Below are 26,121 nucleotides of genomic sequence, written 5' to 3' on the forward strand. Positions count from 1 at the left end.
AAACTTGGTTCGGGATGAGCCTAGCCGACCTTTTTTTCTTCAATTACGTTCCAGCCGATTCCAGAAATCTGCTCCCTTTTCCGCCTATTTTCTGCCCAGTTACCTCAAAGCAAACGCCTGTGGTGTCTCAGCAGGAGTATTTCATAATTTTTCATTCTAGTGAGGTTCCATAAACAAAACATTAAAGTATATTCTAGTGTTTAATCAGGGGTGATTGCATTTCGAACATGGAATTACTTTAGTTTCTCTTGCTCTTCAAGGTACTGCCTTATTTTTTTCAAATAATCCGGTGCATCCATCTGATCTTTCACGACCAGTTCTATAAGGCAAAGTTTATCGGCGTTCATATCTTGGGCATTTGTAATGGCTTCATCCAGTTCACCATTCGTCTCGACTCTTGCTGTGAATGCCTCTTGACCAAATGCTTCAGCCAGTTTTGTATAATTCCACTTTGGTATCTCGTTGTATTTCTGTTTTTCTATATCGACTTTTACGTTTAAGAATTTTTCTATCGTATAGCCGTTATTGTTGAGGATAAACACGATGGGCTTACAGCCGTTTTCCAGCATCGAGCTTATTTCCTGTGCTGTCAGCTGTATCGATCCGTCCCCGGTAAACAAAAGGACACGCCGGTTTCTATCCGCTATACAAGCACCGAAAGCTGCAGGCGTCGCATAACCAATGCTTTGCCAGCCTCCCTGGGCTATGTAGGTCGCCCCTTTCGGCAATCTGACCTGTGACATGCCATAAGAGAATGTTCCTGTTTCCGTGACCACAATGTCATTTTCCTTCAACATTTGCTGAATTCGAGGATAATAGGAAGTCGCTTTCAGTGGTGCTGACGGGTCTTCCACCATTGTGTCATACGGAAACGAGATGTTTCCGACAGATTCTTTCTGACGGTAGCCAATGTCCTGGAGCGCATTTAGTATTTCTTCCGCCTTGACATTCATATAGCTGGCTTCCCCCACTTTTAATGTGTCAGATTGAATTTCCACCATTTTCAACGGGTTAAGCTTTGCTGTACCTTTGGAAGTATTGACGTCTGACCAAACAGTACCAACGGCTATGATCAAATCCGCTTCTTCAACAGTCTCAGTTACATCCTTACTTCCGAAAGCTCCGCCGTATACACCAATATACTGGGGATGACTCTCATCAAACCCGCTTTTACCCTGCATCAGTGAAGCAACTGAAACATTTAACCTCTCAGCGAGCTGCTGTACGGGTTTCTGCAAGTTATAACGAAGTGTTTTTACGTCCACAAGCAGAACGGCTTTATTTACATGTTCTAACATGCCTTTTATATGCTTCACTGCTGACTGCAAAGCATCGACATTCGTTTTTGTCATGTTTTCTGATGTCTTACCGTGAGAAAGCAATGGTTTTTCAACGAGATCGATAGCCACTACCAAATAAACGGGCATTTTCTTTTCTTTCGCGATTTTGATTGCAGCCGGTATCTCCCTAGCTGCGTTTTCTGGTGTAAGTATTGCTGTATAACCGGTAATATGCTCATAAACCTTACGGAAAACATCAAAATCTCCATCCATTAACGTATGGTGGGCAAGCTCCTTTTCCTGCTGCATCATGGTCTTTGGCGAGCCGACAATATGGATGAGCGGCACATTTTCACTGTACGCTCCAGCGATTGCATTACATGCGCTCATTTCACCGACACCAAAGGTGGTTATCAGTGCCGACATGCCCTTCACCCGGGCATATGCGTCCGCTGCGTATCCAGCATTGAGTTCATTTCGTCCATTAATAAACTCAATCCCATCGTAATCTTCCAAAGTATCTAGCAATGAGAAATTATAGTCTCCAGGCACACCAAAAATCTCTGTAATGCCTTCTGCTTTTAAGCAGTCGTATAAATATTGTCCCAAGGTTGTGTTTTCAGCCAAGTCAATCACTCCTTCAATCGATTACTCTCTACTTTATTTATACCCAAACATAAGTAGGTTAACCGTATAAGTATCCATTTGCTTTAATGTGGGTGGCGTCTCTATTACTCTAGTTTTAGCTTGATGAATGAAGTGAATGAGACTATCCCAGGCAAGATTCATATAAAAAATGATTCAATTCCAAATCAAAATATCTGAAAATTCTTGATTTCGCTTCTGTTTTTGATTTATATTTGAATCACCGGCACAGTGATAAGGGGGAAAATGATGAGTGATAACAACGTCAAAAGAGTTTTGGAATGCATTATCAACACATCCAATAATAATATTACCGTGACCGATGAAAAAGGATTCATTTTATTCACGAATCCTAATCATTGGTGGATATATGGAATCGAACCAGAACATTACCTTGGAAAATCCGTTTACCAGCTCGAAACGGAAGGAATCCTTTCACCTTCGATTTCCGCCATGGTATTGAAAGAGAAAACGCCTATCCAGATCATGCAGCAAACGAAGACGGGAAAAATCGTCATGTCGACTGCCTATCCCATCTTTGATGATGATGGTGAATTGATTCGTGTCGTCAGCTATGCCCAAGATCAAACTGAAATCAGGAACCTCCAGGATCAGTACGGTCAATTGGAGAAAAAGATTCAAGAATACCAATCGGAGGTCGAGGAACTAAGGGAACAGGAGGAGTTGATCTATCGCAGCAAGGAAATGCGACAAATCGCCAAAACGATACACCGTGTTTCCAAAACGGATGCGACAGTCATGCTTCTTGGGGAATCCGGTGTGGGAAAGAGCGTATTCGCCCGCCGGCTGCACAATCAGAGTTACCGCAGTAAAGAGCCATTCATCGAAGTCAACTGCAGTACCATCCCAGAAAGTCTCTTTGAATCCGAAATGTTTGGATATGAAGCGGGATCCTTCACCGGAGCGCAGAAACAGGGGAAGCAAGGGCTGATCGAACAAGCAGATAACGGAACCTTATTTCTGGATGAAATCGGGGAGCTTCCCCTCGATATGCAAGTGAAGTTATTAAATGTCCTGCAAGAGAAGACCTTTAAAAGAGTCGGAGGAAAAAAAGAGCATAAGATTGATTTCCGGCTTGTGACGGCAACCAATCAAAACCTTGAGGAAATGGTGGAGAAGGGAACATTCAGGCTCGATTTGTATTATCGCTTAAATGTGATTCCCATCCAAATACCGCCGCTACGCGAAAGAAAAGAAGACATTGCCATCTTAATCAATCATAATCTCGAAATCATCAATAAGAAATACAAGTCGGATAAGAAATTGCACCCTTCCACTTACGAAATACTGATTCAGCATAAATGGTCAGGAAACGTGCGTGAATTGGAAAACCTGATTGAACGGCTCATTTTGACCTCGGAAGACTCCATCATTTTCCCAGGCTTTCTCCCCTCCCATTTCCATGGACAAGAATCTTTGGAGAAAATGGATGATACCCTAATGATCGACAATATGATGGTTGATGATAGTGATCTCAATACCGCTCTCGAACAAGTCGAAAAATGGATGTTGATGAAAGCGAGTAAACAATGCAAGTCCACATATGAAATGGCTAAATTCTTAGGTATCAGCCAGCCATCCGTCGTCAGGAAAATGAAGAAATATAAAGATCATCTGCCCATTAAATAACAGCGGAATAGAAGAAAGTTTCAATGCAGTATCCACTTTTTTACCGTATAAAAAGGAGACCAGCGTATCGAGGTCTCCTTTTTCTTACTTATTTGACACGCCCGCAGATTCAAATGTTGCCATTTCTTTAATGACCAATGTCGCTGCCTTGAGAATGGGGTATGACAGGGCAGCCCCTGTTCCTTCCCCGATTCTCATTCCCAGGTCGAGGATCGGTTCCTTGCCTAGCAGTTCTATGGCCGCTCTATGACCAGGTTCTGCAGATCGATGTCCAACAAACATATAATCGGCTGCACGTCCGGAAATCAGGTTTGCCAATACAGCAGCCGTTGTTGTAATGAAACCATCAACAAGAATGGGTATACGGTTATTCGCTGCAGCAAGCATGGCCCCTGCCATACCTGCAATTTCGAATCCACCGATATTCATCAAAATGTTGATTGGATCATCAGGATTAGGATTTCTTAATGAAATCGCTTCTTCAATTATTCTTCGCTTATGTAAAATGCCTTCTGACTTCAATCCTGTTCCCTGCCCCACTAGTGATTCGACGCTTTTCCCGCTTATGATGGAGATGATGGCGGTACTGGATGTCGTATTTCCGATTCCCATTTCACCAAGAATCAGGCAGTTCACCCCACGGGCAATCATTTTCTCTGCACGGTCATACCCAATGTCAAGCGCTTGATTTACTTCTTCCTTTGTCATAGCCTCTTCCTTATAAAAGTTTCTAGTTCCATTACGGACTTTTCTGGAAGTTAACCCCGGTGCTTCGATATCTGCATCGATCCCTATATCGACAATGTCCAAGTAAGCATCTATCGCACGGCTTAATACATTGATGGCAGCACCGTCATTCAGGAAATTAAGTGCCATTTGTTCCGTCACTTCTTTTGGATACGCGGAAATCCCTTCTTCCGTAATTCCATGGTCGGCTGCAAACACGATCACCCCCGGTTTCGAAATGTCCGGAAACGCCTCCCCTGTCATCTTGGCCAGTTCAATTATCCATTCTTCCAGCCGTCCAAAGCTTCCCTGAGGAACCGTCAGCGAATCGACATGTCCTTTAACCTGACGTCCCATTTCTTCATCCAGCATCGGGATGGAAATGGCAGATAAACCATTCTTCATATTAATCCCCCACAATCCAAAATAAAAACCTTACCAATAGGAAAAGGTTCTTATCCATCATCTGCTATAAATACAACTTAGTCCATATCATTATCATCCAGGCTTTCACTTGAATTCACTATTATCCTTTCACTTCGGCACTCCCATTTCATTTAAAGGGTAGATGCGAAATTTCACTTTGCCCACAAGTGATTTTTCAGAAATAAAACCAAATCTTCTTCCATCCCAACTATTCCTTCGATTATCCCCCATGACAAATAAATGACCGACAGGTACCTTGGATTTCCCGAGTAAATCACTTAGGGTGAAATTCTCCGTCAGATTCTCTTCTGGTGGAATTTCCCCTTTTTTTGTATTCAAATATGGTTCTGTATACTTTTTCCCATTGATATATAAGACATCATCTTTCATTTCGACGCTGTCCCCTGGTAAACCGATCACCCTTTTTATATAATTCTCTTCCGCGTCCGGAGCATAAAATACCACCATATCGAAGCGCTCTGGCTTTCCGATTTTAGCTACCACGATCCGGTCATCATTTTCATAAGTCGGCTCCATTGATTCACCTTTTACCGTGACTGGCGTAAATAAAAACTGTTGGCAAATGAACACGATCATTAAAGCGAATAAGATAGCTTTCAACCACGAGAACACTTCACTTTTCATATTCTTCACACGGACTCCCTCCCATCCATTGTCAACGGCTAAACCCACGATAATTGCTGTATTTTGGCTAGCAGCGCCAAAAAGAATTCATTAGCTTAATTTGCCGGTCGGTGATTTTTAGAGGAGACATTCCAAAGAAATATCTGGAAAAATTGTAACACATTCATTTATTGCTCGCGAGAATAAATGATTTTTCAGAGCCAATCTCAAACCATGAGAAAAAGGATAGCGATTTTAGCTATCCTTTTCTTAGTTTGTTCCTCAGAATTTATTCCAAGTCAATATAGTATCGAGTGGCAAACGGACTTTTTCAAAGCCTGCTTTAGTTCCTTTTCCAAGGGAAATCAACATGACAGGTTTGAAGTTTTCCGGTACATTGAACGCATCCACAAATTTGGCTTCATCGAACCCTCCCATTGGGACTGTATCGTATCCTTTTGCTTTTGCAGCCAACATGATCTGCATGGAAACCAAGCCACCGTCAATCATGGCTACGCTTAAAGCCTTCTCAGCGGAAAAGTTGCCGTAATTATGCAGAATAGAGGCTACATATGGCTCTTTGATTTCATTCTTCATGATCCCTTTATTGACTAATTCACCATAAATCCGTTCTGCATTTTTGTAACCTTCTATATCAGCTAAAACGGCAATGACAGCAGATGCATCGACGATTTGTTGTTGGTTATTTGCGATGGGTAGCAATTCTTGTTGGGTTTGCTTATCTTGAATCACAAGGAATCTCCATGGCTGTAAGTTGGAAGAAGAAGGCGCTTGAATCGCAATCTCCAGGATTTCACGAATTTCCTCTTCAGTCATCACGTATTCAGCATCGTACTGGCGAACAGATCTCCGTTCTTTTGCTACCGTAGTGAAATCCGTATCATTAAGGACTTTCGGCTTTTCAAGCGGTACATTCAATTCTTTAGCTTTATTCAGGTACTCTTCTTTACTCATTATATTTTTTGTCATTGATAATGACCTCCATTTAACTGTAATTATTATAGGAACAGTATATAACACATACTGTTCTTTTGTCAAATACAGTTTAAGAAAAACGAAACCCTTGCGGTTTCGTTTTTCACATCAAGATTTTGATAGTAAATCAGCAATCGTCTTTTGTTCCAAGCCTTGTATAATCCAGCTCTCCATCTCGTTTTTCAAGCCGCATAAAGCTTCGCGAGAAGATGGTTGAAAGCATTTTTTAGCATTCACATCAAGAAAGCCTTTTGAAAAAGGTTCGGATTTAATTGCAGAGTATATATCTGCAAGAATGATTTGTTCGGGATTTTTGGCAAGTGAATATCCCCCATCTCTTCCTTCCTTCGCTTGAATCAGCCCTGCCTTCACTAAATTACTTAATATTTTTCTAAGAAAACCTGACTCCGAATCAAGCTTAACGGCCAATTTATTACTATTGCATAATCCATCATGTTCAGCAAGTACAAGCAGGGCTTGTACTGCAAGACTAAACCACATTATACTGGAAACCTTTTCTGCCATTTCTTTCACCTCTCTCCTCTACTTTAAACTATTTTTCATTGAATATACAACGTTACATCGAACAATCCTGCCTAAAAACCTCCTTATAAAACCATCCATCAGGGAAAGCTTGCAGCCCTTTTTGTTTCATAGCAGTGAAAGTAATGGAGAACACAAAAAGAATGGATATATTAGCATCCCACTTGGCCTATTTTATATAGTTTTACATTAAATGCATTTCACCATTTCCAAAAAATAAATTGACAAAATTCTTGTCTTACAAATTATATGTTTTGGAATATGGTAAACTTACTTAATAGAATGGATGAGGAAGTGGATGAATGATGCTGAAAACAATAAATGAACAACTCGATAAAATCATGCCTCTCATCACGCCGATTAGCGTGATTATTGGGGTATTATTGTCCGAACATCTAATGGATTATACCTTTCTTGTTCCATGGATATTTGCCTTCATTACATTTTCCGGGAGTTTAGGCTCTAACTTTAAATCCCTGCAACAGGCAGTCACCCACCCTTTACCCGTTTTCATCGTATTGATCATCCTTCATATGCTTATGCCAATTTGGGCTTTTGGTCTCGGTCATTTAGTGTTTCATGGTGATGCTTTCACAATTACCGGCCTAGTCCTCGCTGTAGTGATTCCAACCGGTGTCACCAGTATGATCTGGGTATCCATTTATAAGGGTAATGCCATACTTGCCCTAACCATCATCTTAATCGACACCCTACTCTCGCCATTCATCGTCCCATACAGCATTTCCCTTTTCGGAGGCGGTTCGATCGAAATGGATTTGGGGTCGATAGTGGAAGGATTAATCGGAATGGTCGTTCTTCCCTCCATGCTTGCCATGTTCTTGAATCAGGCTACAAAAGGAAAGATACAAAATACACTATCTCCCCGATTAGCTCCATTCTCCAAGATAAGCGTTGGAATCGTAGTCATATTGAACAGTTCAAAAATCGCGCCTTACTTAACCCATTTCGATAAGAAAATAATGATCATGGCCTTCTTGGTTTTGTTCATAGCCGCTTCAGGCTATGCCCTTTCTTGGATGGTCGGTGCATGTTTAAGATGGGAAAAGGCGGATATCATCACCTTGACATTTACAGGCGGTATGCGAAACATCAGTGCTGGAGCCGTTCTTGCAACCACCTATTTCCCTGCTGCCGTTGCGGTACCCGTTGTACTTGGCATGCTGTTTCAACAAATGCTTGCCTCCTTTTTTGGGTATGTCATGGAAAGACATTTTCATCGTGGTGTAATTGAAGGGCCATCCGCCGAATGATTATTTCCCAAGCATCCTTTTTCCCTTTCAATTACATTCCAATTATAATAGGTAAGTGGAACACATTTACATGATTATCCATTATAAAATCATTGGAGGTATTGGAGATGAAAGTTGTTGCCATAGTGGGAAGTATCCGTAAAGAGTCATACAACCTTAAGCTAGCCAAATATATTCAAACTAAATATCAAGATCGTTTTGAACTCGAAATCTTGAACATTCGGGATTTACCTTTTTATGATCAAGATATTGAAAATGATCCTCCATTGGTTGTAAAAGAATTTAAAAGCAAAGTGGCTGAAGCAGATGCAGTCTTGTGGGTAACACCTGAATACAACGGGACGATTCCAGGTGTATTGGGCAATGCAATTGATTGGTTATCACGTGTCGATAAAGTCTTGATCGGCAAACCATCATGGATCATGGGTGCGTCTATGGGGCAATTAGGGACGGTAAAAGCTCAATTGCATTTGCGTGAAATCTTATTCGCAATAGGCATCTCCTCCCCACTCCTTCCTGGGAATGAAGTATATGTTGGTGCAGTGCATGACAAAATCGATAACGAAGGCAGCCTTATACATGAGCCGACTGTCCAGTTTATCGATACGGTCATCGATAATTTCATTAGCTGGTATAATCATCATACTCGTTAATGCTTTACACAAGAATCCCAGTAGGCTTGATCCTGCTGGGATTCTTGTTGCATCATATAAGAGGAATTAATCAAAACTCATCCTCTGCCCGCTTGGAATGAAGGGTATTTTGTCATTCCACCGTCAGCGAATAGAGTGATGCCCGTTACATAGCTGGACTCTGAAGATGCCAGCCATGCAGCAACCGCGGCAATTTCTTCAGGCTTTCCGATATACCCCATCGGAATCATGCTTTCAAGGTCCTTTTTCTTTTCGGGATCTTCAAGCTTGTCGGCATTTATTGGCGTGGCGATGGCTCCGGGACCAATGCTGTTCACGCGGATCCCTTTTGGTGCATATTCAAGAGCCAGGGTTTCCGTAAGCAGCTTCACCCCGCCCTTGCTGGCTGCATAGTGAACGAATAAAGGCCAGGGAATCATCTCATGTACACTGGACATGTTAATTACATTCCCTTTAATATCGTTCTCGACAAAATACTTGATAGCTTCGCGGCAGCCTAAGAAATTCCCCGTTAAGTTAGTATCAATTACCCTATTCCAGTCGCTTAACGGCATCTCGTGAGATGGAACCGGATTTTCAATCCCTGCATTATTGATGAATATATCAAGTTTCCCGAAATTCTTTATCGCTGATTGAACAAGGTTAATAACATCTTCTTCAACGGTGACATCGCCTTTTACTGCAATGGCTTCCCCGCCATTTGTTTTGATTTCTTCCATTACACTATCCGCTTCCTCTGATTTAGTGCGATAATTAACCACGACCTTTGCCTTTTCCTTAGCAAAGCGAATGGCCATCGCTTTTCCTAAACCAGTGGATGATCCGGTTATGACCACGACCTTACCTTCTAAATCTGTATACATGTAATCACCCTCCAATTAACTTTTTGCCAACCCCAGCATAATCCCAGCTATGATGATCAAGATAATCCCAATTACGATTCCAATTAGTTGGCGCTTCGTTTTCTTTTCACGTAAAATGAAGATCCCGCCAAGGGTTGAGATGACTATGCCCATCTGCGAAAGTGAAAAACTAGTGGCCACTCCCACACGTGGCTGGGAAATGAATAAAAACATGTTCCCTGCAGCCCATATCAATCCCGGAATGATATTGCGAATCGTATATTTGTTAAACGGTTTATGCTTAAAAGTCAATAACAGACCGCCTATCACCATCCCAATCGCTTGAGGGAACAACGCTGACCACCCGTCAACATCAAAAAGACGGGCCACGACCACATAAACCAAATAACCGAATGTCGAGATGAGGAGAATAACAATTCCTTTCTTCAAGTTTCCCGACTTGCCCTCTTTCGATTCTTTATCTTCCAAGGAGGTCAAGATGATTCCTATAATAATGAAGATCAATGCCAAAACGCCTAAAATAATCGCTTTCATTGTAGACCATTCGTTAAAAACTATGACCCCGAATAAAGTGGTTGAAATGAGCTGCAATCCTGTTGAAATCGGCATTGTTTTAGAAACTCCCATTAAATCAATGCTCTTAAGCTGATTAGCTTGTCCAACGGCCCAAAACAATCCAGATACGACTCCGACTCCAAACACTAGAAGTGACAGCTTAATATCGGCAAAAATATAAACACCAATAGAAAAAATCAAGGCGCCAATCGTTGTACCTAGTGTTTGACTATAGGGTCCACCCCCGAGTTTCACATTAAATAAAACGATGCTTCCCCAGAATAATGCCGGCAAGAGAGCTAATAGTATATCCATTTTCAACCCCCATATATGTAAGTACAAAACTAAGCAGGATATTTCATTTTGTATTCTTTTAATATGTTCGCATTATTTGAAATGACCCTTGGTAATTTTATGAAGTGTTTCACTAAAAAATTGTTCAACACGAAAAGGGCTGCAGAAGCAGCCCTTATGGATGTTATTGATATTCTTGCAACAGCTACCCGCCATGTTGATGATGTTGCATGTCCATTTCCGAATCTCCACCAACCTTGAAATAATCACGTTCCCAAACAGCCGACGTTCCGATAATGATGATGGAGAACATGAGGGTCAGACAGAAAGGAGCAAACCCCCTCCCACTTTTTGTCTCTTTTACATCCTCTCTTTTTATATAAAAAGTCACAAAGAATATACTGCAAAGGTAAATCAGATCCATCGAAACGAGCATGTAAGTTTGTGAATCAAGAGGCAGCATGACCCCAAGCATGGCTCCCATCATTGCCCCCATCAGGGTTGTTGACAGAGACTCCATAACCGCTGTCAGACCGAATGGTTTTCCGATGATGAAGCCTGCCACTGCACATATTGCGATGGCTAGAACGGTTAAAACCGCCAGCTTGCCGGGCATCAGGAATGACAGCATTAAACTTAAGGTTAAACTTGTCGTCATGCTTAACATCATGACCATGCATTTACCAAGGCTAACACCAATATGATCTTTTTTCAGATGGGCTTTTTTAGAAAAGTAAATTGTATAAGCCACGACTATCATAAAACTGGTCAGCAGCAGCATTCGATTCGTTTCCCCCTTTTCGAGCAATATTTAGTGAAACGACTGATTTTAATGACAGGATGAATGACCGTCCATCTGGCAAGCTGAATTCTTTGTTTTTGATGGTGGCACGTCAAGAGCTGGATTCCGATTGAAAAAGCCCGTCGGTTTTAAAATGAAGCTAATATAAGCGGTCGGCATGACTGGCCAATCTTCAGGTCGTGTTATATGATGGTGTCCCATGTTATACCAGACCACAACATCTTCATTTTCAATGGAGCGATCGGCTTTTACCCAATCTTCCAACCCTTCTCCCCCTGCATGTTGATTTGGGTATCGCCCTGAAGCAAACTGTTCTTCAGGATCGAATGGCGTCACCCAAAAATGGTGTTTTAAAAATCCAGCCCGTTTTAATAAAGGCGAATCATCATGGGCGAACGGGAAACAATTCTCCCCAGCAAACAATTTATAACCAACCGGTTCCCCCAATATATTCTTTTTTGAGGGATTGACGATCTTCCAGAAGCGCGCAGTACGCAAATCAAGGTCCCGGACAGCCTCGAATTCATTTTTAAGCAAAGTAGAAACCGGATAGAAACCATTTCCATATGGGTTGTCCGGTCCCTTTTCCATGCTTTTTGTATTGACTTCATAAACTGAATTATTCATTCCATCAACCATCATATCAAGCCTCATATTAAAGAAATGCTGGTGATGTGCAGCAAATAATTGAGGTGCGACCAGATTGCCATGCAGGTGTTTCCGGTCAGGTTCGATGGCTTGTGTATGCAATATGCCTGTCAATTTCACTTCAAACTGTATCGTCCCATCCTGAAAGAAATACCAATAAAAACCGTATTCGTAATTTCCAACAGTCGAAATGCTCGATAAGACCAATCTTCTTGAACGGCGGACTTCAACATGACCTGTCCTCCAATCCGTATGTTTCCACCCAATTCCAAAATCCTCCTCATGCAGACAAATTGCATTTTTAATTTGAATTACATTCCCTTTACTATCCACCAGGTTCGCGTCAAAGTACTTGATCTCACCTAGGCAGTCACACCCAAGTTCAAGTGAATTCGCCAACATGCCAATGCCGTATTCCCCTGCATCAAAAGCATTGTTCCTGTTAACCGGATCAGTCGGATCACCATAAGGCACCACCATCTCGGATAAAGAAGCTCTATACAGGATTGGCCGCTGCACTCCATCATCATTGTAACTGACCGTATGAAGGACAAGACCCTCACGGGAGTTGAAACCAAAGCGGATATTCCATTTTTGCCAATCGATCACATGTCCTTCCGTCGTGAAACTTGGTCCTTTTGGCTGAACTATTTCCAAAGGCTTAACATCCTGCCTCATGTCACCTACTTGATCGGGTGTATAATTTCCATCAAGCGGCGGAAATGGTATGACACCTTTATCCACAATCTTGATGACTTCCATCTTATTTAAATCGACAAGGACAAATAATCCTGAAATGGGACGTGCATAACCATTATCATATAATGATGTACGGTAATAACATAATGCCCTGACGATTCGTACATCCACTTCCTCTTCAATTCCAAAATTTCCTGCTGACCATGGATCGACCATGATATTGTCCATATCCTTAAGCCCTCTTTTGGCAAAGGCTTTTATCATCTCAGGGTGGCTTTTCACGACTTCCTGACACTCCATGAATTCATCAGCCATTATCGATGGCTGCACTCCAGGAATCAGTTTCCATGACGTTATACTGCCTTTCGTTAAGGAAACTACAGCCTCATATGTTTTTCCCTCTTGATTATGAAGAATGATACAGAATGCTTCTCTCTTGATTTGTTCATCATCACGATAATCCAGAACAATGGATTTTGCAGGTTCCAGTAAGCTGATGTTAGCGAAGCGGTAATGGTCATCCAATCCTTTATCACGTTTTAAAATCTGGACCGTAAGTTTAAGTTCTTCTGCCGTTAATGGATCAAGCGGGTGATTTTCCCTCGTTACTTTCACGATAGAAGTTTTTTCCATCTCAACCTCTCCCTTTTAGGTAAAATATCATTCTATCCATTAAGTAAACTTCCCCTCGAAGTGCCTCGTGCATAAAGTGCAAAATTTTATTTGCCTACCTCATCATCTTTCCCGGAAACTGATGTTGACTCTTTGACCCAACAATATTCAATATGTTGAAGATAGCCAATATCAGTAAACACATCCCACTCATACCGATTTATCAAGCGGATAGCTGGAATTCAACTCAATCAAGCTGCCCATTAGGGCGCGTCCCTGCCCTTAAACTCCATACCAGTTCAAGCCCTGCTCATTCAAATCGATCCACACATTTTTTGTTTCCGTGTACATATCCATCGCTTGGATACCCAGTTCCCTTCCGAAACCGCTTTGCTTTCTGCCGCCAAAAGGTGCTGCACTATCAAGCATGCTAAACGTGTTCACATATACCGTCCCCGCTTTTAACCCCCTTACCATCCGGTGCGCCCGTTTTAAATCATTGGTCCATAAACCTGAAGCCAATCCATACAAGCTGTCATTTGCCTTGTTCAATGCATCCTCTTCATCTTTGAACTTGATAACCGACAAAACCGGCCCAAAAATTTCTTCGCGGGCAATTGTCATTTCATTGGTAACGTTCTCAAAAACAGTGGGCGTGAAGAAATAGCCATTTCCTGCCTCCGTGTTTCTTTCTCCTCCCATGACAAGATTAGCTCCCTGTTCCAGACCGGCCGCTACATATTGTTGAATTTTGTCAAGTTGCTGCAAGGAAACCTGCGGTCCCATTTGGGTCGTATGGTCTAAGGGATTCCCTACACGGATGGATCGTGCTTTCTTCACGAATGATTCCATGAATCGATCATATATGCTTTCCTGCACAAGAAGTCTTGTACCCGAGGCGCATACTTGACCTTGTGCGAAGAAGATACCAAACATGGATCCATTCACTGCATTATCAATTGAAGCATCATCAAAAACTATATTTGGTGATTTCCCCCCTAATTCAAGGCTAATTGGTTTTAAGTTCTTACTTGCTGCCTGCATGATTAGGCGGCCAGTATTCGTTGAACCCGTAAAAGCGATTTTATCGACGTCAGGATGGGAGGAGAGGGCATCACCCGCTATCTTCCCGTATCCCGGAATGACATTGATGACTCCATCTGGAATTCCGACTTCTTGAAAGATTTTAACCAATTCCAGAATGCTTACAGGAGTTTGCTCAGCTGGTTTTATCACAATCGTATTGCCTGCCGCTAAAGCAGGGGCAAGCTTCCACATCGTCAGCATAAGCGGAAAGTTCCAAGGCACTATGGCCCCTATGACACCGATTGGCTCCTTCAAAGTAAAATTGAACCGGTTATTGGGAGAGGCAAGGGTACTTCCCTGGACTTTATTGGCTAATCCCGCATAAAATTCGAGTACATCTATCATGGCTGGCATCGCAATGAATTTTGTTTCATTGATTGGCAGCCCGTTATCTTGTGATTCGACTTCGGCGAGCATATCGGCTTTCTCCCACAGTGCCTGTGCGACTTTATTCAATAACCTCCCTCTATCCCCCGGTGCCATTTCAGCCCACGGGCCTGATTCAAACGCCCTTCGTGCAGCTTTTACCGCTAAATCAACATCTTCCGGACCTGCCTCGGCAACTATAGCATTCACTTCATCAGTTGCAGGATTAAATGATTCAAATGTTCTTCCAGATATTGAATCAACCCATCTCCCATCAATGAACAATCGATAGTTTTTCCCCATCATCGTTTCCCCTTTCTATTGGACAATCAAAACAACAATCACATATCTATTAACACAATAAGGCTGGGCACTATTTTTTTATTGTAAAAAACGGAACATTCAGAATATTTTTTATGCATTAAAACCAAAAAAAAGATCCTCGTCACCATGAACGGGATCCTTCAAATGTAATCACTATATAACAAGAACGTTATATTGGGTTTGAAAGTTTCTTTGAAACAGCATCGATGAATTCAGTAGGAGTCAGATAACCAAATTTTTTAAATTCATTAATTAAATGTGATTGATCAAAATACCCATTCTCATTAATCACATCCCAAACTGTAAAGACCTGTTTATTCAATAACATATGCAGGGAGTTTTGGAACCTCACTATTTGGCTGAATAATTTGGGCGGCATCCCTACATGGGCATCGAATTGCTTTCGCAAGTATCTTGTAGAGTATCCGGTCTCAGCAGCTAATTGATTCATATTTACATTTCCTTTAGAAGAATATATTTTGTTCAAGGAATATTCTATAATTGCCGGCAAACCGTTACACGTAAAAATATTAATACCTATTTCTTCTTTGAACAGCTTTATTCTTCCATGAAAATCCCGTTCAGTTATTAACCTTTCCATAATGGTAGGTTCAATTTTTAACATATCAGCTAAAGGGATTTGGCGATCGATTACCTCCTTCATGGAATATTTAAAATGCTGGGTTTCCTGCTTAGGCATAAACCTCACACCGAAATATTCACAATTAGCCTGAAAGTTTATCGTTTTGTACTTGAGGACAGTCCCGTACACATCTGCGGAAGGTCTTTCGGGATCGCAATAAAATAATATGTCGATGCACCCATCCGGAATGACGGACATTGGATTCATTAAATCCCGATTGATTTTAAATTGATAGAACAATGTAGTGGAATGGTCAGAATTTCTTTGTTTATATTCTATATAATAATCTGATAGAATCTCGAATTCCGGTTGAAATGGAAAATAGTCGAAGTTATTGAAACCCTGAATGATGCTCAGCTACCATCACGCTCCTTTTATATTACACTGTCACCAAAGCCTTTTTACCACTGCAATGGGCTTGCATTTGCCCCAATTACTACAGTAATCGTTTGGGCTGAGTGGTCATCCGCATCACTACACGGGTCGGAGAGCCGTTCATCAATCTTCCCACCCCTGGCCATTATCAATATGAGCGTTGTTTTTATAATTTTCGACAAGTATTTCCAAATCCCTTTTGACTGAAAGATTTAAAACAATACCCAACTTACAGAACTGTGAAAATAAAAAAAGCAAACCGTAGTCAAGGCTTGCACAGTTTATAGACAAAAGATTTCGGAATGGTCAATACCACAGATGATTGCGGGAGGAGACTTGGCAGACTATTGGCGGGAAGGAACGGATTTCCTGATACTAACTGCAACGTTGATTTCCACTCCAGGCACTCGCTTTCCGCGGGCGGTCCGTGAGCCTCCTCGGCGCCTATGCGCCTGCGGGGTCTCACTTGGACACGCTTTTCCCGCAGGAGTCTCGCACCTTACGTTCCAATCAACTTTGTTTTATAATTCAGATGGAACTGGAATCAAAACTTTTAAATTAGACTTGGTTATCAATGGTTTTTACTGTTTTATAATCCTTACTGGATTGAAGAAATTAGTGGCACTCCCGCGGATAACTGTCTAGCCAAGACACCACAGACGCTTTCGGCAAGGAGGCTTGGCAGACTGTTGGCGGGAAGGAACGGATTTCCTGATACCAACTGAACTTTTTTAAAAAAGAAAAAAATGTAGACAAATTCGATGAAAATCGAATTTGTCTACATTCTGCTATCTTAAGATATGGAACTTACTTCTTTAAATGATATGGCACTGTCGTAACAACCACATTTCTTTTATAAAGTAAGTAAGCGCGAATCAGTAAACTTGATTGGTTATGAAGTATATTGTGCCAGCCCTTCTTCGGAATGAATTGGGGGATGATCACCGTAACTTTATAGTTGGATTCACTAGCCTTATGTTCTACTGTATCCACAAATTTAGTTAGTGGCTGAATGATACTTCTGTAATACGAATTCAGTGTAACAAGCCTTACATCCGGCTGCCATTTTTTCCATTTTTCTTCGAATTTCTTTTCATCTTCTCTTTCAAAAGCGACATAAACGGCAATGACCTGATGTGCAGATAGAGATTTTGCATAATTTAAAGAGTTCTCAACCACATGAGTTATACCCGCAACAGGTACAAGGATGATATTTCCTTCGATTGGTAAGATCGGCTCACATGTTGTAATCCTTAGTTGGTCTCCAACTGCTTCATAATGCTTTCTAATTCGATGAAAAATTAAAATGATGATAGGTAAAAAAATCAAAACAGGCCAAACCTGAATAAATTTGGTTAAAAAGAATATCATCGTGACGATAAAGCTAATTATGGCACCAATTGAATTAATGGTTAATTTCAACATCCAGCCTTTTGGCTTTTCGCGAATCCATTTAACAATCATCCCGGTCTGGGATAACGTAAATGGGATGAATACACCAACCGCATAAAGCGGAATGAGATTTTCCGTATGTCCTTCAAATGCGACTATCAAGATGATGGATGCAAGTCCAAGTATGATAATTCCATTGGAATACCCTAATCGGTCCCCTCTGATCGTAAACGCCCTTGGTATGAATTTATCCTTCGCCAGATTTACCGCAAGCAAAGGGAAAGCCGAATATCCAGTATTTGCCGCAAGTATCAAGATCAATGCAGTTGTACCTTGAATGAAGAAATACATGAAATTCCGTCCAAAGATCCCTTCAGCAATCTGGGAGACGACCGTTACCTCTGCGCTAGGAACAATGCTTAAATAATAGGCTAAGAATACGATTCCCGAAAACAAAACAGCTAGTAAGGAACCCATCGCTACTAATGTTTTCGCAGCATTATTCGGTGCTGGATCTTTAAAGTTCGGGATTGCATTGGAAATCGCTTCGACTCCTGTCAATGCGGAGCTTCCTGATGCAAATGCTCTTAGCAGTATAAATAAACTGATGCCGGCTACCGGAGTCCCGATTGACGCATGCAATTCCGGTGAGACTACTCCCGTCAGAATCTTGTAAATCCCAACCCCAATCAAGATGAACAAGGCTAAAACGAATAGGTACACCGGATAGGCCAAGACAGATGCCGATTCCGTAACCCCCCTAAGGTTCAAGATAGTAAGTAGGATGACGAAAATAATGGCTATGAGGACATTATAATCATGCAGGCCGGGAAAAGCGGACGTGATGGCATCCGTACCAGCGGAAACACTTACCGCGACAGTTAATATATAATCGACCAATAAGGATCCTCCAGCTATCAACCCTGGATTGACACCTAAATTGTTTTTTGAAACCACATAGGCTCCCCCGCCATGTGGATAAGCGAAAATGATTTGTCTGTAGGACAAAATCAAAGCGGTTAACAGGATCAATACTCCAATCGCGATAGGGATTGAATACCAGAATGCCGCAGCACCGACCGTGATCAGGACAATCAATATTTGCTCCGGCCCATATGCAACCGAAGACAATGCATCTGAAGATAATATCGCCAACGCCTTTGTTTTGTTAAGCTTTTGTTCACCAAGTGCATTTGATTTTAAAGGTCTCCCGATCAAGAACCTCTTTATAGAAGATAACATCAAGAATTCACCACCATGTAATTTATAAGTTTATATTTCCCAGCTGTCGCAAAAAAAGAGACAGAACACAAAAATGCCTACAAGTCATAGCTAAATAGACCTGTAGACATCAATTTTTTTGTCTAACAAGCTCCACCTTCCTTCTCATATAACGCTTACGAGGTTAGCTGACGGATTCGGACCTAAGAGTAGCCCTACCTTTTAAAGGATTCACCCCTTGGATTGTTAAAGACAATCATAATAACGGGTCCCCCGCACCATAAGGTTTAAGCGATTTAGAAATATGAAACTGTTGATTATCATACTCCCGTGAAATGGAAAAGTAAATGAAAATTTTGCACAGAAATAGAATTATTATTTATAAGCGAGGTTTTATTCTTGACTTATATAACAAAAGTCATGCAAACACATGATTCGATGGTAGGAAAGGAGGAAAGTAAACGTCTAAAAGGAAGATATTCAAGAAGACAATGAACAAAAGATAGATTCCCCAAAAGGAAATATGAAGTAACTTGATGGATTAAGTAAAACAGATCTGCCCCAGCTTGGATAGTCATAAAATCAGAATTCCGCTTTCCGATACCATTTTTAATTCCCGTCCAAACGGGGGCATTATTCCACTGATCTACACCAATTAGTTCCTTCCTTCTTGAATTGGCCTCAAATTGCTTTTTTTAAAGACAAAGTATTTCTGGCCAAGATAGTTAAGCACTGTATAAAAGATTGTTCCTATCAGAACAGCCAAATTTTGTTGTATGGATAAATGAACGGTTCCTTCCAGTGATTCTGCAATGGCTTGGCCTATAGAATAAGCGGCGGAATAACAAATCAGGATGACGCAAAAGAAACGGGTGACTCCTCGACGCCATTCTATATCGCTTTTAAAAGTAAAAGTCCTGTTCAAAAGAAAACTCGTTACAGCTCCCGTAACATTGCCGATAAAGGTGGAGATCCAGTAAGATAATTCAAGAACATTCATGAGAAAAAGCATGATGGAAAGTCCAACCGCTGTATTGACTATTCCAACCAATAAAAAGCGGATAAAGGAGTTAGTTTGTTTTAGATAGTTTTTCAATACTGTTCCGTTCATTGTCTAGTTGCTCCCGTTTTTTTAAATCGAGCGGATTAAATAGATCAAGATCAACAATATATTTAGGCCGGCGTTTGGATTCATTATAGATTTTTCCGATATACTCCCCAATCAACCCGACAGCAATCAACTGTAGTCCACCGATCAACCATATGGAGGTGATCAATGAGGTCCAGCCAGTTTCGGTCTGCCCATAAAATTTCAACCATAAAAAGTAAGACCCAAAGAGTAAGCTAATGAAAAAGGAAAGACATCCTAGCCATAATACAAGCCGGATCGGTGTAACTGAAAAGGAAGTAATGCCATCAAGTGCAAAAGCAACCATCTTCTTAAATGGATATTTCGTTTCCCCGGCCAATCTTTCTTTACGGTCATAATAAACAGAGTCCGTCTTAAACCCAATGAGCGGTACAATCCCCCGTAAAAAAAGATTCGTTTCATCAAAGCGTTCCAACTCCATGATCGCCCTTTTGCTCATTAGCCGGAAATCGGCATGATTATAGACAAGGTTAACCCCCATCTTGTTCATCAATTTATAAAAACCTGTTGCAGATGTTCGTTTAAAGAATGAATCAAGGTCCCTTTTCTGGCGGACACCATATACGATTTCACATCCTTCATTGAATTTACGAATGAATTCCGGGATGACTTGAATATCATCCTGTAAATCTGCATCAATGGAAATCACACAATCTGAGGCTTCCTTGGCCGTAAACAACCCAGCCAGAAGTGCATTTTGATGTCCTGCATTCCGGGAAAGCTTTAGCCCGCGAACATATTCATTATTAATCGTTTCTTTGTAAATGATTTTCCAAGTTTGATCCTTGCTCCCATCATCGACAAACAAAATTTTACTTTGACCGGAAACGACGTTTTCATCGACCAACCCCCTCATCAATCCACAAAGCTTGGAAATGGTTTCCTGCAAAACGCTTTCTTCGTTATAACAAGGTACAACAATCGTTACAATCGGTGAATTCATTCTATTCCCCCCTTTTCACATGACTCTGTATAAATGAATTTTCCATACGCTTCCTTTTTTCGTGAAAACCCTGTCCAGCACCAATCCGTTTTCCTTCGCGTTGTTGATTGGGATGGCAGAAAATATATACGTGCCGCCTAATCCTTTAAACGCATCCATATCGAGGTCCAAATTTTTCAGCTCTTTTTTCGAGCCTTTCTTGAACATATAATGCTTCCCAAGCTCACCGGTAAACAGGTAACAACGTCCTCCCCATTCATCAAAATAGATTCTGATGTTTTTATTCTTAGCCAATTCGTTTTCAATTATTTGACGAAATTGATGTTTGTAAGAAAGCGGATAAAAATTGTTATAGCTATCGAGCGTGTAAAATCCATTATATTGAGCGATTGCGGGATGCAGCCCAATGCTGGCAACACGATATTCTTCTTGTGGACGGTCAATATGATCTTTTATTTCCTGAAAAAGGCTTTCTGAATAGAACTCTTTAAAAGTTGGCTTTTTATTGTGAGTGATTTCCTCATTGAAACCGATTAAAATCAGTATTTGAACGGCGATGAAAATAGAAAGGGTTTTCTTAGCATAGTTGCTGTATTCCCAAATGATTTTTATCGCAAGGGCAAACCCCAAGTAAATGATCATCGGCCTTAAAAAGTGAAATCTGGCAAAGTTAAAAGTATCCAGTGTGTGAAACCTTTCCGTTAAAGGAAGCCAGCCTTTATAAAACCAAAATGCGTACCACGCTGAGAGCATGAAATTCAAGCCGAATAAAAAAACATATACCTTTTCCTGTCTCCACAATTTTTTTGTCAGAATAATATAAAGGGCAAAGACTGTAATCGGCAGGATGATAAGCGCATGTAAAGTCATGACATGCGTATGTCCAAGAACGAAATTTTTGAAAGTAAGCTTAACGACCCAATCGAGCGGCAGCCTTGCGTGAAAATATTCATCTCTGCTGTTTGGCTCCGAATCAAAAATGAATGAAGCGACCAAACGATACTCCACCAAACCAAAAATGACGGTCATATAAACGATCGAAAGAAGATACGTTATATTCCACCCTTTTCCCCTGATTACATCCGTTAGCCAAAGAAAGCCCATTGCAACAAGGAAAAAGAAAAAGCCAAGCACGATGCTTGAATAAAGCGGTAAAAGTGTAAGGACCAAATAATTCTTCCAAGAATGATCCTTGCTGCGGATATTCAAAAAAGCCCAAAGGGCTAAAGGCATCCCAAGTGTACTGAGCATTCCCGATGGCCAAAATGGGGTAAGGGCAAAGGCTAAGGATGTTCCAACCCTAATCCAACCTGATTGTCTTCCTGTAACCAAATGTTTCCTCAATAAGATATACATACCGAAGAATGCAATAAACCTTGTTAATGCCTGGCTTATTGCATAAGCAACCATTGTCGGAAAAAGAGCATGAAGCCACACGATAATGCTGAACTCACTGCCAAAAGCATTACGGGGCAGCCCATTCATAATCTGCGGAATTCTGGCGTCAATTGCACCGAATAACTCACCGCTTTCTGAAAGGACTTTATACCAGGCAAGGTTGGAATCCAAATTATCATGTACGCGAATATGCGCATTTTCTCCAAGGATGATTAAGGGGGAAAGATATAAAACAATGATGAGTAAGGCAAAAAGGATTTGTTTTCTCTCTTGATTTTCAATTGGCAAAATATCCACCTCTTGATTAAATTCATATATCCATAATATTTGGCTTTGAAGGTAAATCTATTCTTTTTAAGGGATTTATTTTAACCTATTTTGATATAGGTCAACCAATGACCACATAAAATGCAATAAGCATATAAAAGAACCTTAAAAAGGGGCTGGGCTATGATAAGGAAAGCGGTGATTCCAGCAGCCGGTTTAGGAACACGATTTTTGCCTGCTACGAAAGCTCAACCAAAGGAAATGCTGCCGATTGTCGATAAGCCGACCATTCAATATATTATCGAAGAAGCGGTACAATCAGGGATTACGGATATTATCATCGTTACGGGTAAAAACAAACGTGCCATCGAAGATCATTTCGATAAATCGATTGAGCTTGAAATGCTTCTGCAAATGAAAGGTCAAAATGATCTGCTTAAGATCGTGGAGAACATTTCCAACATGGTCGATATCCACTATGTAAGGCAAAAGGAACCTTTAGGTCTGGGTCATGCAGTTTTATGTGCCAAAACCTTTATCGGAGACGAACCTTTTGCCGTCCTGTTAGGGGATGATATCGTGGATAGCCAGGTTCCAGCCTTGAAGCAGTTAATGGAACGGTATAACAAGGTTCGAGCGAGCATTATTGGATGTAAGGAAGTATCACCAGCCGATGTCTCCAAGTATGGGATCGTAAACTTCCAAGAACGATATGAGGATTTATTTCTGGTAAGAAACTTGGTGGAAAAGCCAAAAGTGGAGGATGCACCATCAACACAGGCGATAATTGGCCGATATATTTTATCACCTGCGATTTTTGAAATCCTTGAAAACGTACAGCCTGATCGTAAGGGGGAGATCCAGCTTACCGAAGCTTTAGACCTTTTGTTAGAAAAGGAACCATTATATTCGTATATCATCGAGGGAAATCGTTATGACGTAGGAGATAAATTCGGCTTCCTTCAAGCTTCAATAGATTTCGCCATGAAACGACCTGAACTTCGTGATCAGCTAATAAAATATTTAAGGCAGTTGTTTCCTTAATGAAGTTAATATAGACCATGCCCAATTACCAAAAAGAGGTGATTGGGCCATTTCCACATCGGATTGACCCCTTTGGTTGTAACATGATCCACTTACCATAATCCTCTAAGTAAAATATAACTGTTTATTCTTCCGTAAAATGTTACAGCAGAAAAAGTTGAACAGAGAAAGAATAGTTTTCTATAAGTGAGGTTATGTTGATAACGTATCCTTCATGAATGTTCCAAAACACGATATCCAGAAAGGATTGTAGAGAAACACATGCACAATAAAGCCAATAACCCAATAATATCTGATGAATTTTTAGAACAAGTGGTTAAGGAAATCAATGCACAATTTGGCGGGCCCATCAATGAAAAAAATGATCGTTTCCAACATGGGGGCGATGATGAAAGAAATTGAATTGAAGCCCCCTTCATTAATCTAAAGCTCTCATGAAAAACTCTGGCTATATTCATCCAGAGTTTTTTCGCTGTAACTTTATTTCTCCAATAGAATTATCCGCCCTTTCTTTAACGACTTGTCCAAACCGATTTAGCTTATCCTCATACAATGATTACATGTAAGTATTTTAAAGAAAGGGGAAAAACTTCATTGAGCCATGCTGATGATGTCTTCCGCACTTCTCCAAAGGTTCCAAAAGGAAGGCTGGTTTCCGGACATACAAAAGAGTTCCAAACAGATCCCATTGGGTTCCTGACCCGATTGTCCAAGGAATATGGGGAAGTCGCTAAATTCCGTTTAGGACCATTCCAAACTGTTTATCACGTTTTAAATCCTGATTTAATAAAACAAATACTCGTAACAAAACAACAATCTTTCGTCAAATCCAAGGACTTCAATCTTTTAAAACCGCTTATCGGTGAAGGCCTGCTTACAAGTGAAAAAGACTTTCATATGCGACAGAGAAGGCTTATCCAACCCTCTTTCAAAAAGACTCATATTAGCCAATACGCCAAGGATATGATTGATATCACAATGGATTATATATCAACTTGGCAACATGATGATGAACGGATTATAACGAAGGATATGATGGACATCACTCTCGGGATAATCAGCAAGACCATGTTCAGCATGGAATTCAAGGATGGATATGAAATCGTTGGGAAACCTCTGGAAACTGCATTGAGAATAACAGTCAAAAGGATGAGAAAGATTTTCCGTATGCCATTATGGGTACCGACTAAAATCAACCGTGAATATAAAAAGGCGATACAAAGGCTTGATAAAGTGATTTACGGCATTATTGAAAAACGGAAGAACGACACAGTAAAACATGAAGACATGCTAGGGATCTTGATGGACGCCCGTGATGCCGACGACGGGTTAGGCATGACAAGCCATCAGGTGCGTGATGAATTAATGACTATTTTTCTGGCCGGTCATGAAACGACAGCAAATGCTCTTTCCTGGGCACTGTATGCAATTTCGAAGCATCCGGAAATTCAAGCTAAGCTTTTCAATGAAGTCAATAGCATATTCGGTCACCGGAAACCCAGGCCTGAAGATTTCATGAAATTACAATACACTCAAAATATCATTCATGAAACACTTCGCGTTTACCCGCCACTGTATATCTTATCCCGTGATGTGGCGGAGGATGTCACAATAGGAGGATATCGCTTTAAAAAAGGCGATATGATTCTAATAAGTTCTTATGTGATGCAGCATAACCCAGAGTATTTTGATCAACCTGAATCATTTATCCCTGAGCGATTTGAAAATAACTTTATGAAAAGCCTGCCTGCGTTCGCTTACTTTCCATTTGGCGGAGGGCCGCGGGTTTGTATTGGCAATCACTTTGCCATGATGGAAGCGGTGTTTGTCCTGGCCTGCATTGCAAAGCGGTATAGGATAAAGCTTGCACCTGACCACCATGAAGTGACCCCCCTTCCCTCCCTTACACTAAGACCCAAGAATGGACTGCGCATGGTGTTAGAAGAAAGAACTGCAGAAGCTTTTGAACCTGATGCATCCATTTTTTAGTAATAGGAGTCTTTTCCTAATAAATATCATTGTACTAACTGGCCATCCTTTTAGAAAGGAGGGATGAAAAAATGTATTTGCTCCATTCACCACGGAAAGGAATCATCCACACTGAATTGCACTATGTAGGAATGGCATCGCAGGTATATACCGGTTATTTGCAATTTTTAAGCGAAATTGAACCGAAACAAGAAACCGAATACCTACAGGCGCCGCTCCCCTATTCATATGGGAACGGATAGTTTCCCACTTCTTACCTTATATTAAAGAAAAACCGACCTTGAAAGGTCGGTTTTTTGTAATTCTGCAGTATGTTCCATAACCCTGGCCCCCGCAGCTCCCAAATGCTGGCTGTAACAATCCTGACAAGATAAACTAAGCGACCACGACTATTAAGGACTGAAACTGATTCAATCAACTTATATACTACGAAACAAATGCCAGTAATAATGCAATTAAACAGAATTATATTTCTCTCTTTTCAATATGTATTTTAAAGAATGAAGAATTGCCAATTCATCCCTAAAAAATCACCTAGCAGTTTTTTTCTTTGAATCATTTCATAAAATCCAATATTTTTAGATAACCTTCTTCGCCGGTTGGAAACCCATTCCCGTTCACCGGCCTAAATTGACT

Annotated in this window: 22 protein-coding genes and 1 riboswitch; of the genes, 7 read left to right on the forward strand and 15 right to left on the reverse strand. The window is 40.9% G+C overall.

Features of this window, described 5'->3' with window-relative positions:
- Positions 1-233 precede the first annotated feature (233 nt).
- Positions 234-1,907 carry an alpha-keto acid decarboxylase family protein gene (locus tag A6755_RS22230; RefSeq protein WP_244889709.1) on the reverse strand — a complete coding sequence of 558 codons (1,674 nt, stop codon included), beginning with the start codon at positions 1,905-1,907 and terminating at the stop codon, positions 234-236.
- Between the two features lie 264 nt (positions 1,908-2,171).
- Here A6755_RS22230 and A6755_RS22235 point away from each other — a divergent pair, with 264 nt between their 5' ends.
- Positions 2,172-3,575: a sigma-54 interaction domain-containing protein gene (locus A6755_RS22235; RefSeq protein ID WP_063591987.1), complete on the forward strand. Its 1,404-nt coding sequence runs from the start codon at positions 2,172-2,174 to the stop codon at positions 3,573-3,575.
- A gap of 84 nt (positions 3,576-3,659) precedes the next feature.
- On the opposite strand, the gene cobT is transcribed toward A6755_RS22235, so the two are convergent.
- The 4 genes from cobT to A6755_RS22255 form a co-directional block, all read right to left on the reverse strand.
- Entirely contained in the window at positions 3,660-4,706 is a 1,047-nt protein-coding gene (gene cobT, locus A6755_RS22240) for a nicotinate-nucleotide--dimethylbenzimidazole phosphoribosyltransferase (protein WP_084738055.1), read from the reverse strand.
- Positions 4,707-4,835: 129 nt separating this feature from the next.
- Positions 4,836-5,372, reverse strand: a complete 537-nt coding sequence (lepB, locus tag A6755_RS22245) for a signal peptidase I (protein ID WP_034315582.1) — start codon at positions 5,370-5,372, stop codon at positions 4,836-4,838.
- A gap of 261 nt (positions 5,373-5,633) precedes the next feature.
- Complete coding sequence (locus tag A6755_RS22250) at positions 5,634-6,341, reverse strand: nitroreductase family protein (RefSeq protein WP_063591988.1); 708 nt, start codon at positions 6,339-6,341, stop codon at positions 5,634-5,636.
- Between the two features lie 114 nt (positions 6,342-6,455).
- A complete protein-coding gene (locus A6755_RS22255; protein ID WP_034315113.1) occupies positions 6,456-6,872 on the reverse strand; it encodes an RrF2 family transcriptional regulator in 417 nt (138 codons plus the stop codon).
- A 323-nt stretch (positions 6,873-7,195) separates the two neighbouring features.
- On the opposite strand from A6755_RS22255, the gene A6755_RS22260 reads away from it, so the two are divergent.
- Both A6755_RS22260 and A6755_RS22265 read left to right on the forward strand, forming a co-directional pair.
- Entirely contained in the window at positions 7,196-8,161 is a 966-nt protein-coding gene (locus tag A6755_RS22260; protein WP_063592664.1) for a bile acid:sodium symporter family protein, read from the forward strand.
- A 107-nt stretch (positions 8,162-8,268) separates the two neighbouring features.
- Complete coding sequence (locus A6755_RS22265) at positions 8,269-8,814, forward strand: NADPH-dependent FMN reductase (RefSeq protein ID WP_063591989.1); 546 nt, start codon at positions 8,269-8,271, stop codon at positions 8,812-8,814.
- Between the two features lie 77 nt (positions 8,815-8,891).
- On the opposite strand, the gene A6755_RS22270 is transcribed toward A6755_RS22265, so the two are convergent.
- The 10 genes from A6755_RS22270 to A6755_RS22315 all read right to left on the reverse strand — a co-directional run bounded on the left by A6755_RS22270 (position 8,892) and on the right by A6755_RS22315 (position 22,467).
- A complete protein-coding gene (locus tag A6755_RS22270) occupies positions 8,892-9,677 on the reverse strand; it encodes a glucose 1-dehydrogenase (RefSeq protein WP_048689825.1) in 786 nt (261 codons plus the stop codon).
- Between the two features lie 15 nt (positions 9,678-9,692).
- Positions 9,693-10,547, reverse strand: coding sequence for a RhaT/GlcU family sugar-proton symporter (locus A6755_RS22275; protein WP_034315121.1), 855 nt, complete (start codon positions 10,545-10,547; stop codon positions 9,693-9,695).
- A 184-nt stretch (positions 10,548-10,731) separates the two neighbouring features.
- Positions 10,732-11,307: a hypothetical protein gene (locus A6755_RS22280; RefSeq protein WP_063591990.1), complete on the reverse strand. Its 576-nt coding sequence runs from the start codon at positions 11,305-11,307 to the stop codon at positions 10,732-10,734.
- Between the two features lie 48 nt (positions 11,308-11,355).
- Positions 11,356-13,308 (reverse strand): primary-amine oxidase, encoded by a 1,953-nt coding sequence (locus A6755_RS22285; RefSeq protein ID WP_063591991.1) that lies wholly within the window; start codon positions 13,306-13,308, stop codon positions 11,356-11,358.
- A 261-nt stretch (positions 13,309-13,569) separates the two neighbouring features.
- Entirely contained in the window at positions 13,570-15,042 is a 1,473-nt protein-coding gene (locus A6755_RS22290) for an aldehyde dehydrogenase family protein (protein WP_063591992.1), read from the reverse strand.
- A gap of 190 nt (positions 15,043-15,232) precedes the next feature.
- Positions 15,233-15,946, reverse strand: a complete 714-nt coding sequence (locus A6755_RS22295) for a helix-turn-helix domain-containing protein (protein ID WP_343929484.1) — start codon at positions 15,944-15,946, stop codon at positions 15,233-15,235.
- Between the two features lie 942 nt (positions 15,947-16,888).
- Positions 16,889-18,715, reverse strand: a complete 1,827-nt coding sequence (locus A6755_RS22300) for an APC family permease (protein ID WP_063591994.1) — start codon at positions 18,713-18,715, stop codon at positions 16,889-16,891.
- Positions 18,716-18,851: 136 nt separating this feature from the next.
- Positions 18,852-18,998: riboswitch (cyclic di-AMP (ydaO/yuaA leader) on the reverse strand.
- A 351-nt stretch (positions 18,999-19,349) separates the two neighbouring features.
- A complete protein-coding gene (locus A6755_RS22305) occupies positions 19,350-19,805 on the reverse strand; it encodes a GtrA family protein (RefSeq protein ID WP_063591995.1) in 456 nt (151 codons plus the stop codon).
- Complete coding sequence (locus A6755_RS22310; protein WP_063591996.1) at positions 19,765-20,787, reverse strand: glycosyltransferase family 2 protein; 1,023 nt, start codon at positions 20,785-20,787, stop codon at positions 19,765-19,767. Before A6755_RS22310 ends, A6755_RS22305 begins: the two co-directional genes overlap by 41 nt.
- Before the next feature lie 15 nt (positions 20,788-20,802).
- On the reverse strand, positions 20,803-22,467 hold the full coding sequence (locus tag A6755_RS22315; protein WP_174878792.1) for a DUF6044 family protein: 1,665 nt from the start codon (positions 22,465-22,467) through the stop codon (positions 20,803-20,805).
- Between the two features lie 168 nt (positions 22,468-22,635).
- Here A6755_RS22315 and galU point away from each other — a divergent pair, with 168 nt between their 5' ends.
- From galU to A6755_RS27295, 4 genes are all read left to right on the forward strand, one after another.
- Positions 22,636-23,496: a UTP--glucose-1-phosphate uridylyltransferase GalU gene (gene galU / locus A6755_RS22320; protein WP_034315138.1), complete on the forward strand. Its 861-nt coding sequence runs from the start codon at positions 22,636-22,638 to the stop codon at positions 23,494-23,496.
- A gap of 261 nt (positions 23,497-23,757) precedes the next feature.
- Entirely contained in the window at positions 23,758-23,898 is a 141-nt protein-coding gene (locus A6755_RS26810; protein ID WP_134402173.1) for a hypothetical protein, read from the forward strand.
- A 192-nt stretch (positions 23,899-24,090) separates the two neighbouring features.
- Positions 24,091-25,485 (forward strand): cytochrome P450, encoded by a 1,395-nt coding sequence (locus A6755_RS22325; protein WP_063591997.1) that lies wholly within the window; start codon positions 24,091-24,093, stop codon positions 25,483-25,485.
- 71 nt (positions 25,486-25,556) lie between these two features.
- On the forward strand, positions 25,557-25,727 hold the full coding sequence (locus tag A6755_RS27295; RefSeq protein WP_174878759.1) for a hypothetical protein: 171 nt from the start codon (positions 25,557-25,559) through the stop codon (positions 25,725-25,727).
- Positions 25,728-26,121 lie beyond the last annotated feature (394 nt).

Source organism: Peribacillus frigoritolerans (genome assembly GCF_001636405.1).
Lineage (GTDB): Bacteria > Bacillota > Bacilli > Bacillales > DSM-1321 > Peribacillus > Peribacillus frigoritolerans.

Bases quoted from the DNA above. Each gene is read 5' to 3' on its own strand.
- A6755_RS22310 (WP_063591996.1), bottom strand. From the start codon at position 20,787: ATGAATTCACCGATTGTAACGATTGTTGTACCTTGTTATAACGAAGAA.
- A6755_RS22300 (WP_063591994.1), bottom strand. From the start codon at position 18,715: ATGTTATCTTCTATAAAGAGGTTCTTGATCGGGAGACCTTTAAAATCA.
- A6755_RS22275 (WP_034315121.1), bottom strand. From the start codon at position 10,547: ATGGATATACTATTAGCTCTCTTGCCGGCATTATTCTGGGGAAGCATC.
- A6755_RS26810 (WP_134402173.1), top strand. From the start codon at position 23,758: ATGCACAATAAAGCCAATAACCCAATAATATCTGATGAATTTTTAGAA.
- A6755_RS22290 (WP_063591992.1), bottom strand. From the start codon at position 15,042: ATGGGGAAAAACTATCGATTGTTCATTGATGGGAGATGGGTTGATTCA.
- A6755_RS22250 (WP_063591988.1), bottom strand. From the start codon at position 6,341: ATGACAAAAAATATAATGAGTAAAGAAGAGTACCTGAATAAAGCTAAA.
- lepB (WP_034315582.1), bottom strand. From the start codon at position 5,372: ATGAAAAGTGAAGTGTTCTCGTGGTTGAAAGCTATCTTATTCGCTTTA.
- galU (WP_034315138.1), top strand. From the start codon at position 22,636: ATGATAAGGAAAGCGGTGATTCCAGCAGCCGGTTTAGGAACACGATTT.
- A6755_RS22305 (WP_063591995.1), bottom strand. From the start codon at position 19,805: ATGAACGGAACAGTATTGAAAAACTATCTAAAACAAACTAACTCCTTT.
- A6755_RS22265 (WP_063591989.1), top strand. From the start codon at position 8,269: ATGAAAGTTGTTGCCATAGTGGGAAGTATCCGTAAAGAGTCATACAAC.
- A6755_RS22285 (WP_063591991.1), bottom strand. From the start codon at position 13,308: ATGGAAAAAACTTCTATCGTGAAAGTAACGAGGGAAAATCACCCGCTT.
- A6755_RS22260 (WP_063592664.1), top strand. From the start codon at position 7,196: ATGCTGAAAACAATAAATGAACAACTCGATAAAATCATGCCTCTCATC.
- A6755_RS27295 (WP_174878759.1), top strand. From the start codon at position 25,557: ATGTATTTGCTCCATTCACCACGGAAAGGAATCATCCACACTGAATTG.
- A6755_RS22270 (WP_048689825.1), bottom strand. From the start codon at position 9,677: ATGTATACAGATTTAGAAGGTAAGGTCGTGGTCATAACCGGATCATCC.
- A6755_RS22280 (WP_063591990.1), bottom strand. From the start codon at position 11,307: ATGCTGCTGCTGACCAGTTTTATGATAGTCGTGGCTTATACAATTTAC.
- cobT (WP_084738055.1), bottom strand. From the start codon at position 4,706: ATGAAGAATGGTTTATCTGCCATTTCCATCCCGATGCTGGATGAAGAA.
- A6755_RS22255 (WP_034315113.1), bottom strand. From the start codon at position 6,872: ATGGCAGAAAAGGTTTCCAGTATAATGTGGTTTAGTCTTGCAGTACAA.
- A6755_RS22235 (WP_063591987.1), top strand. From the start codon at position 2,172: ATGATGAGTGATAACAACGTCAAAAGAGTTTTGGAATGCATTATCAAC.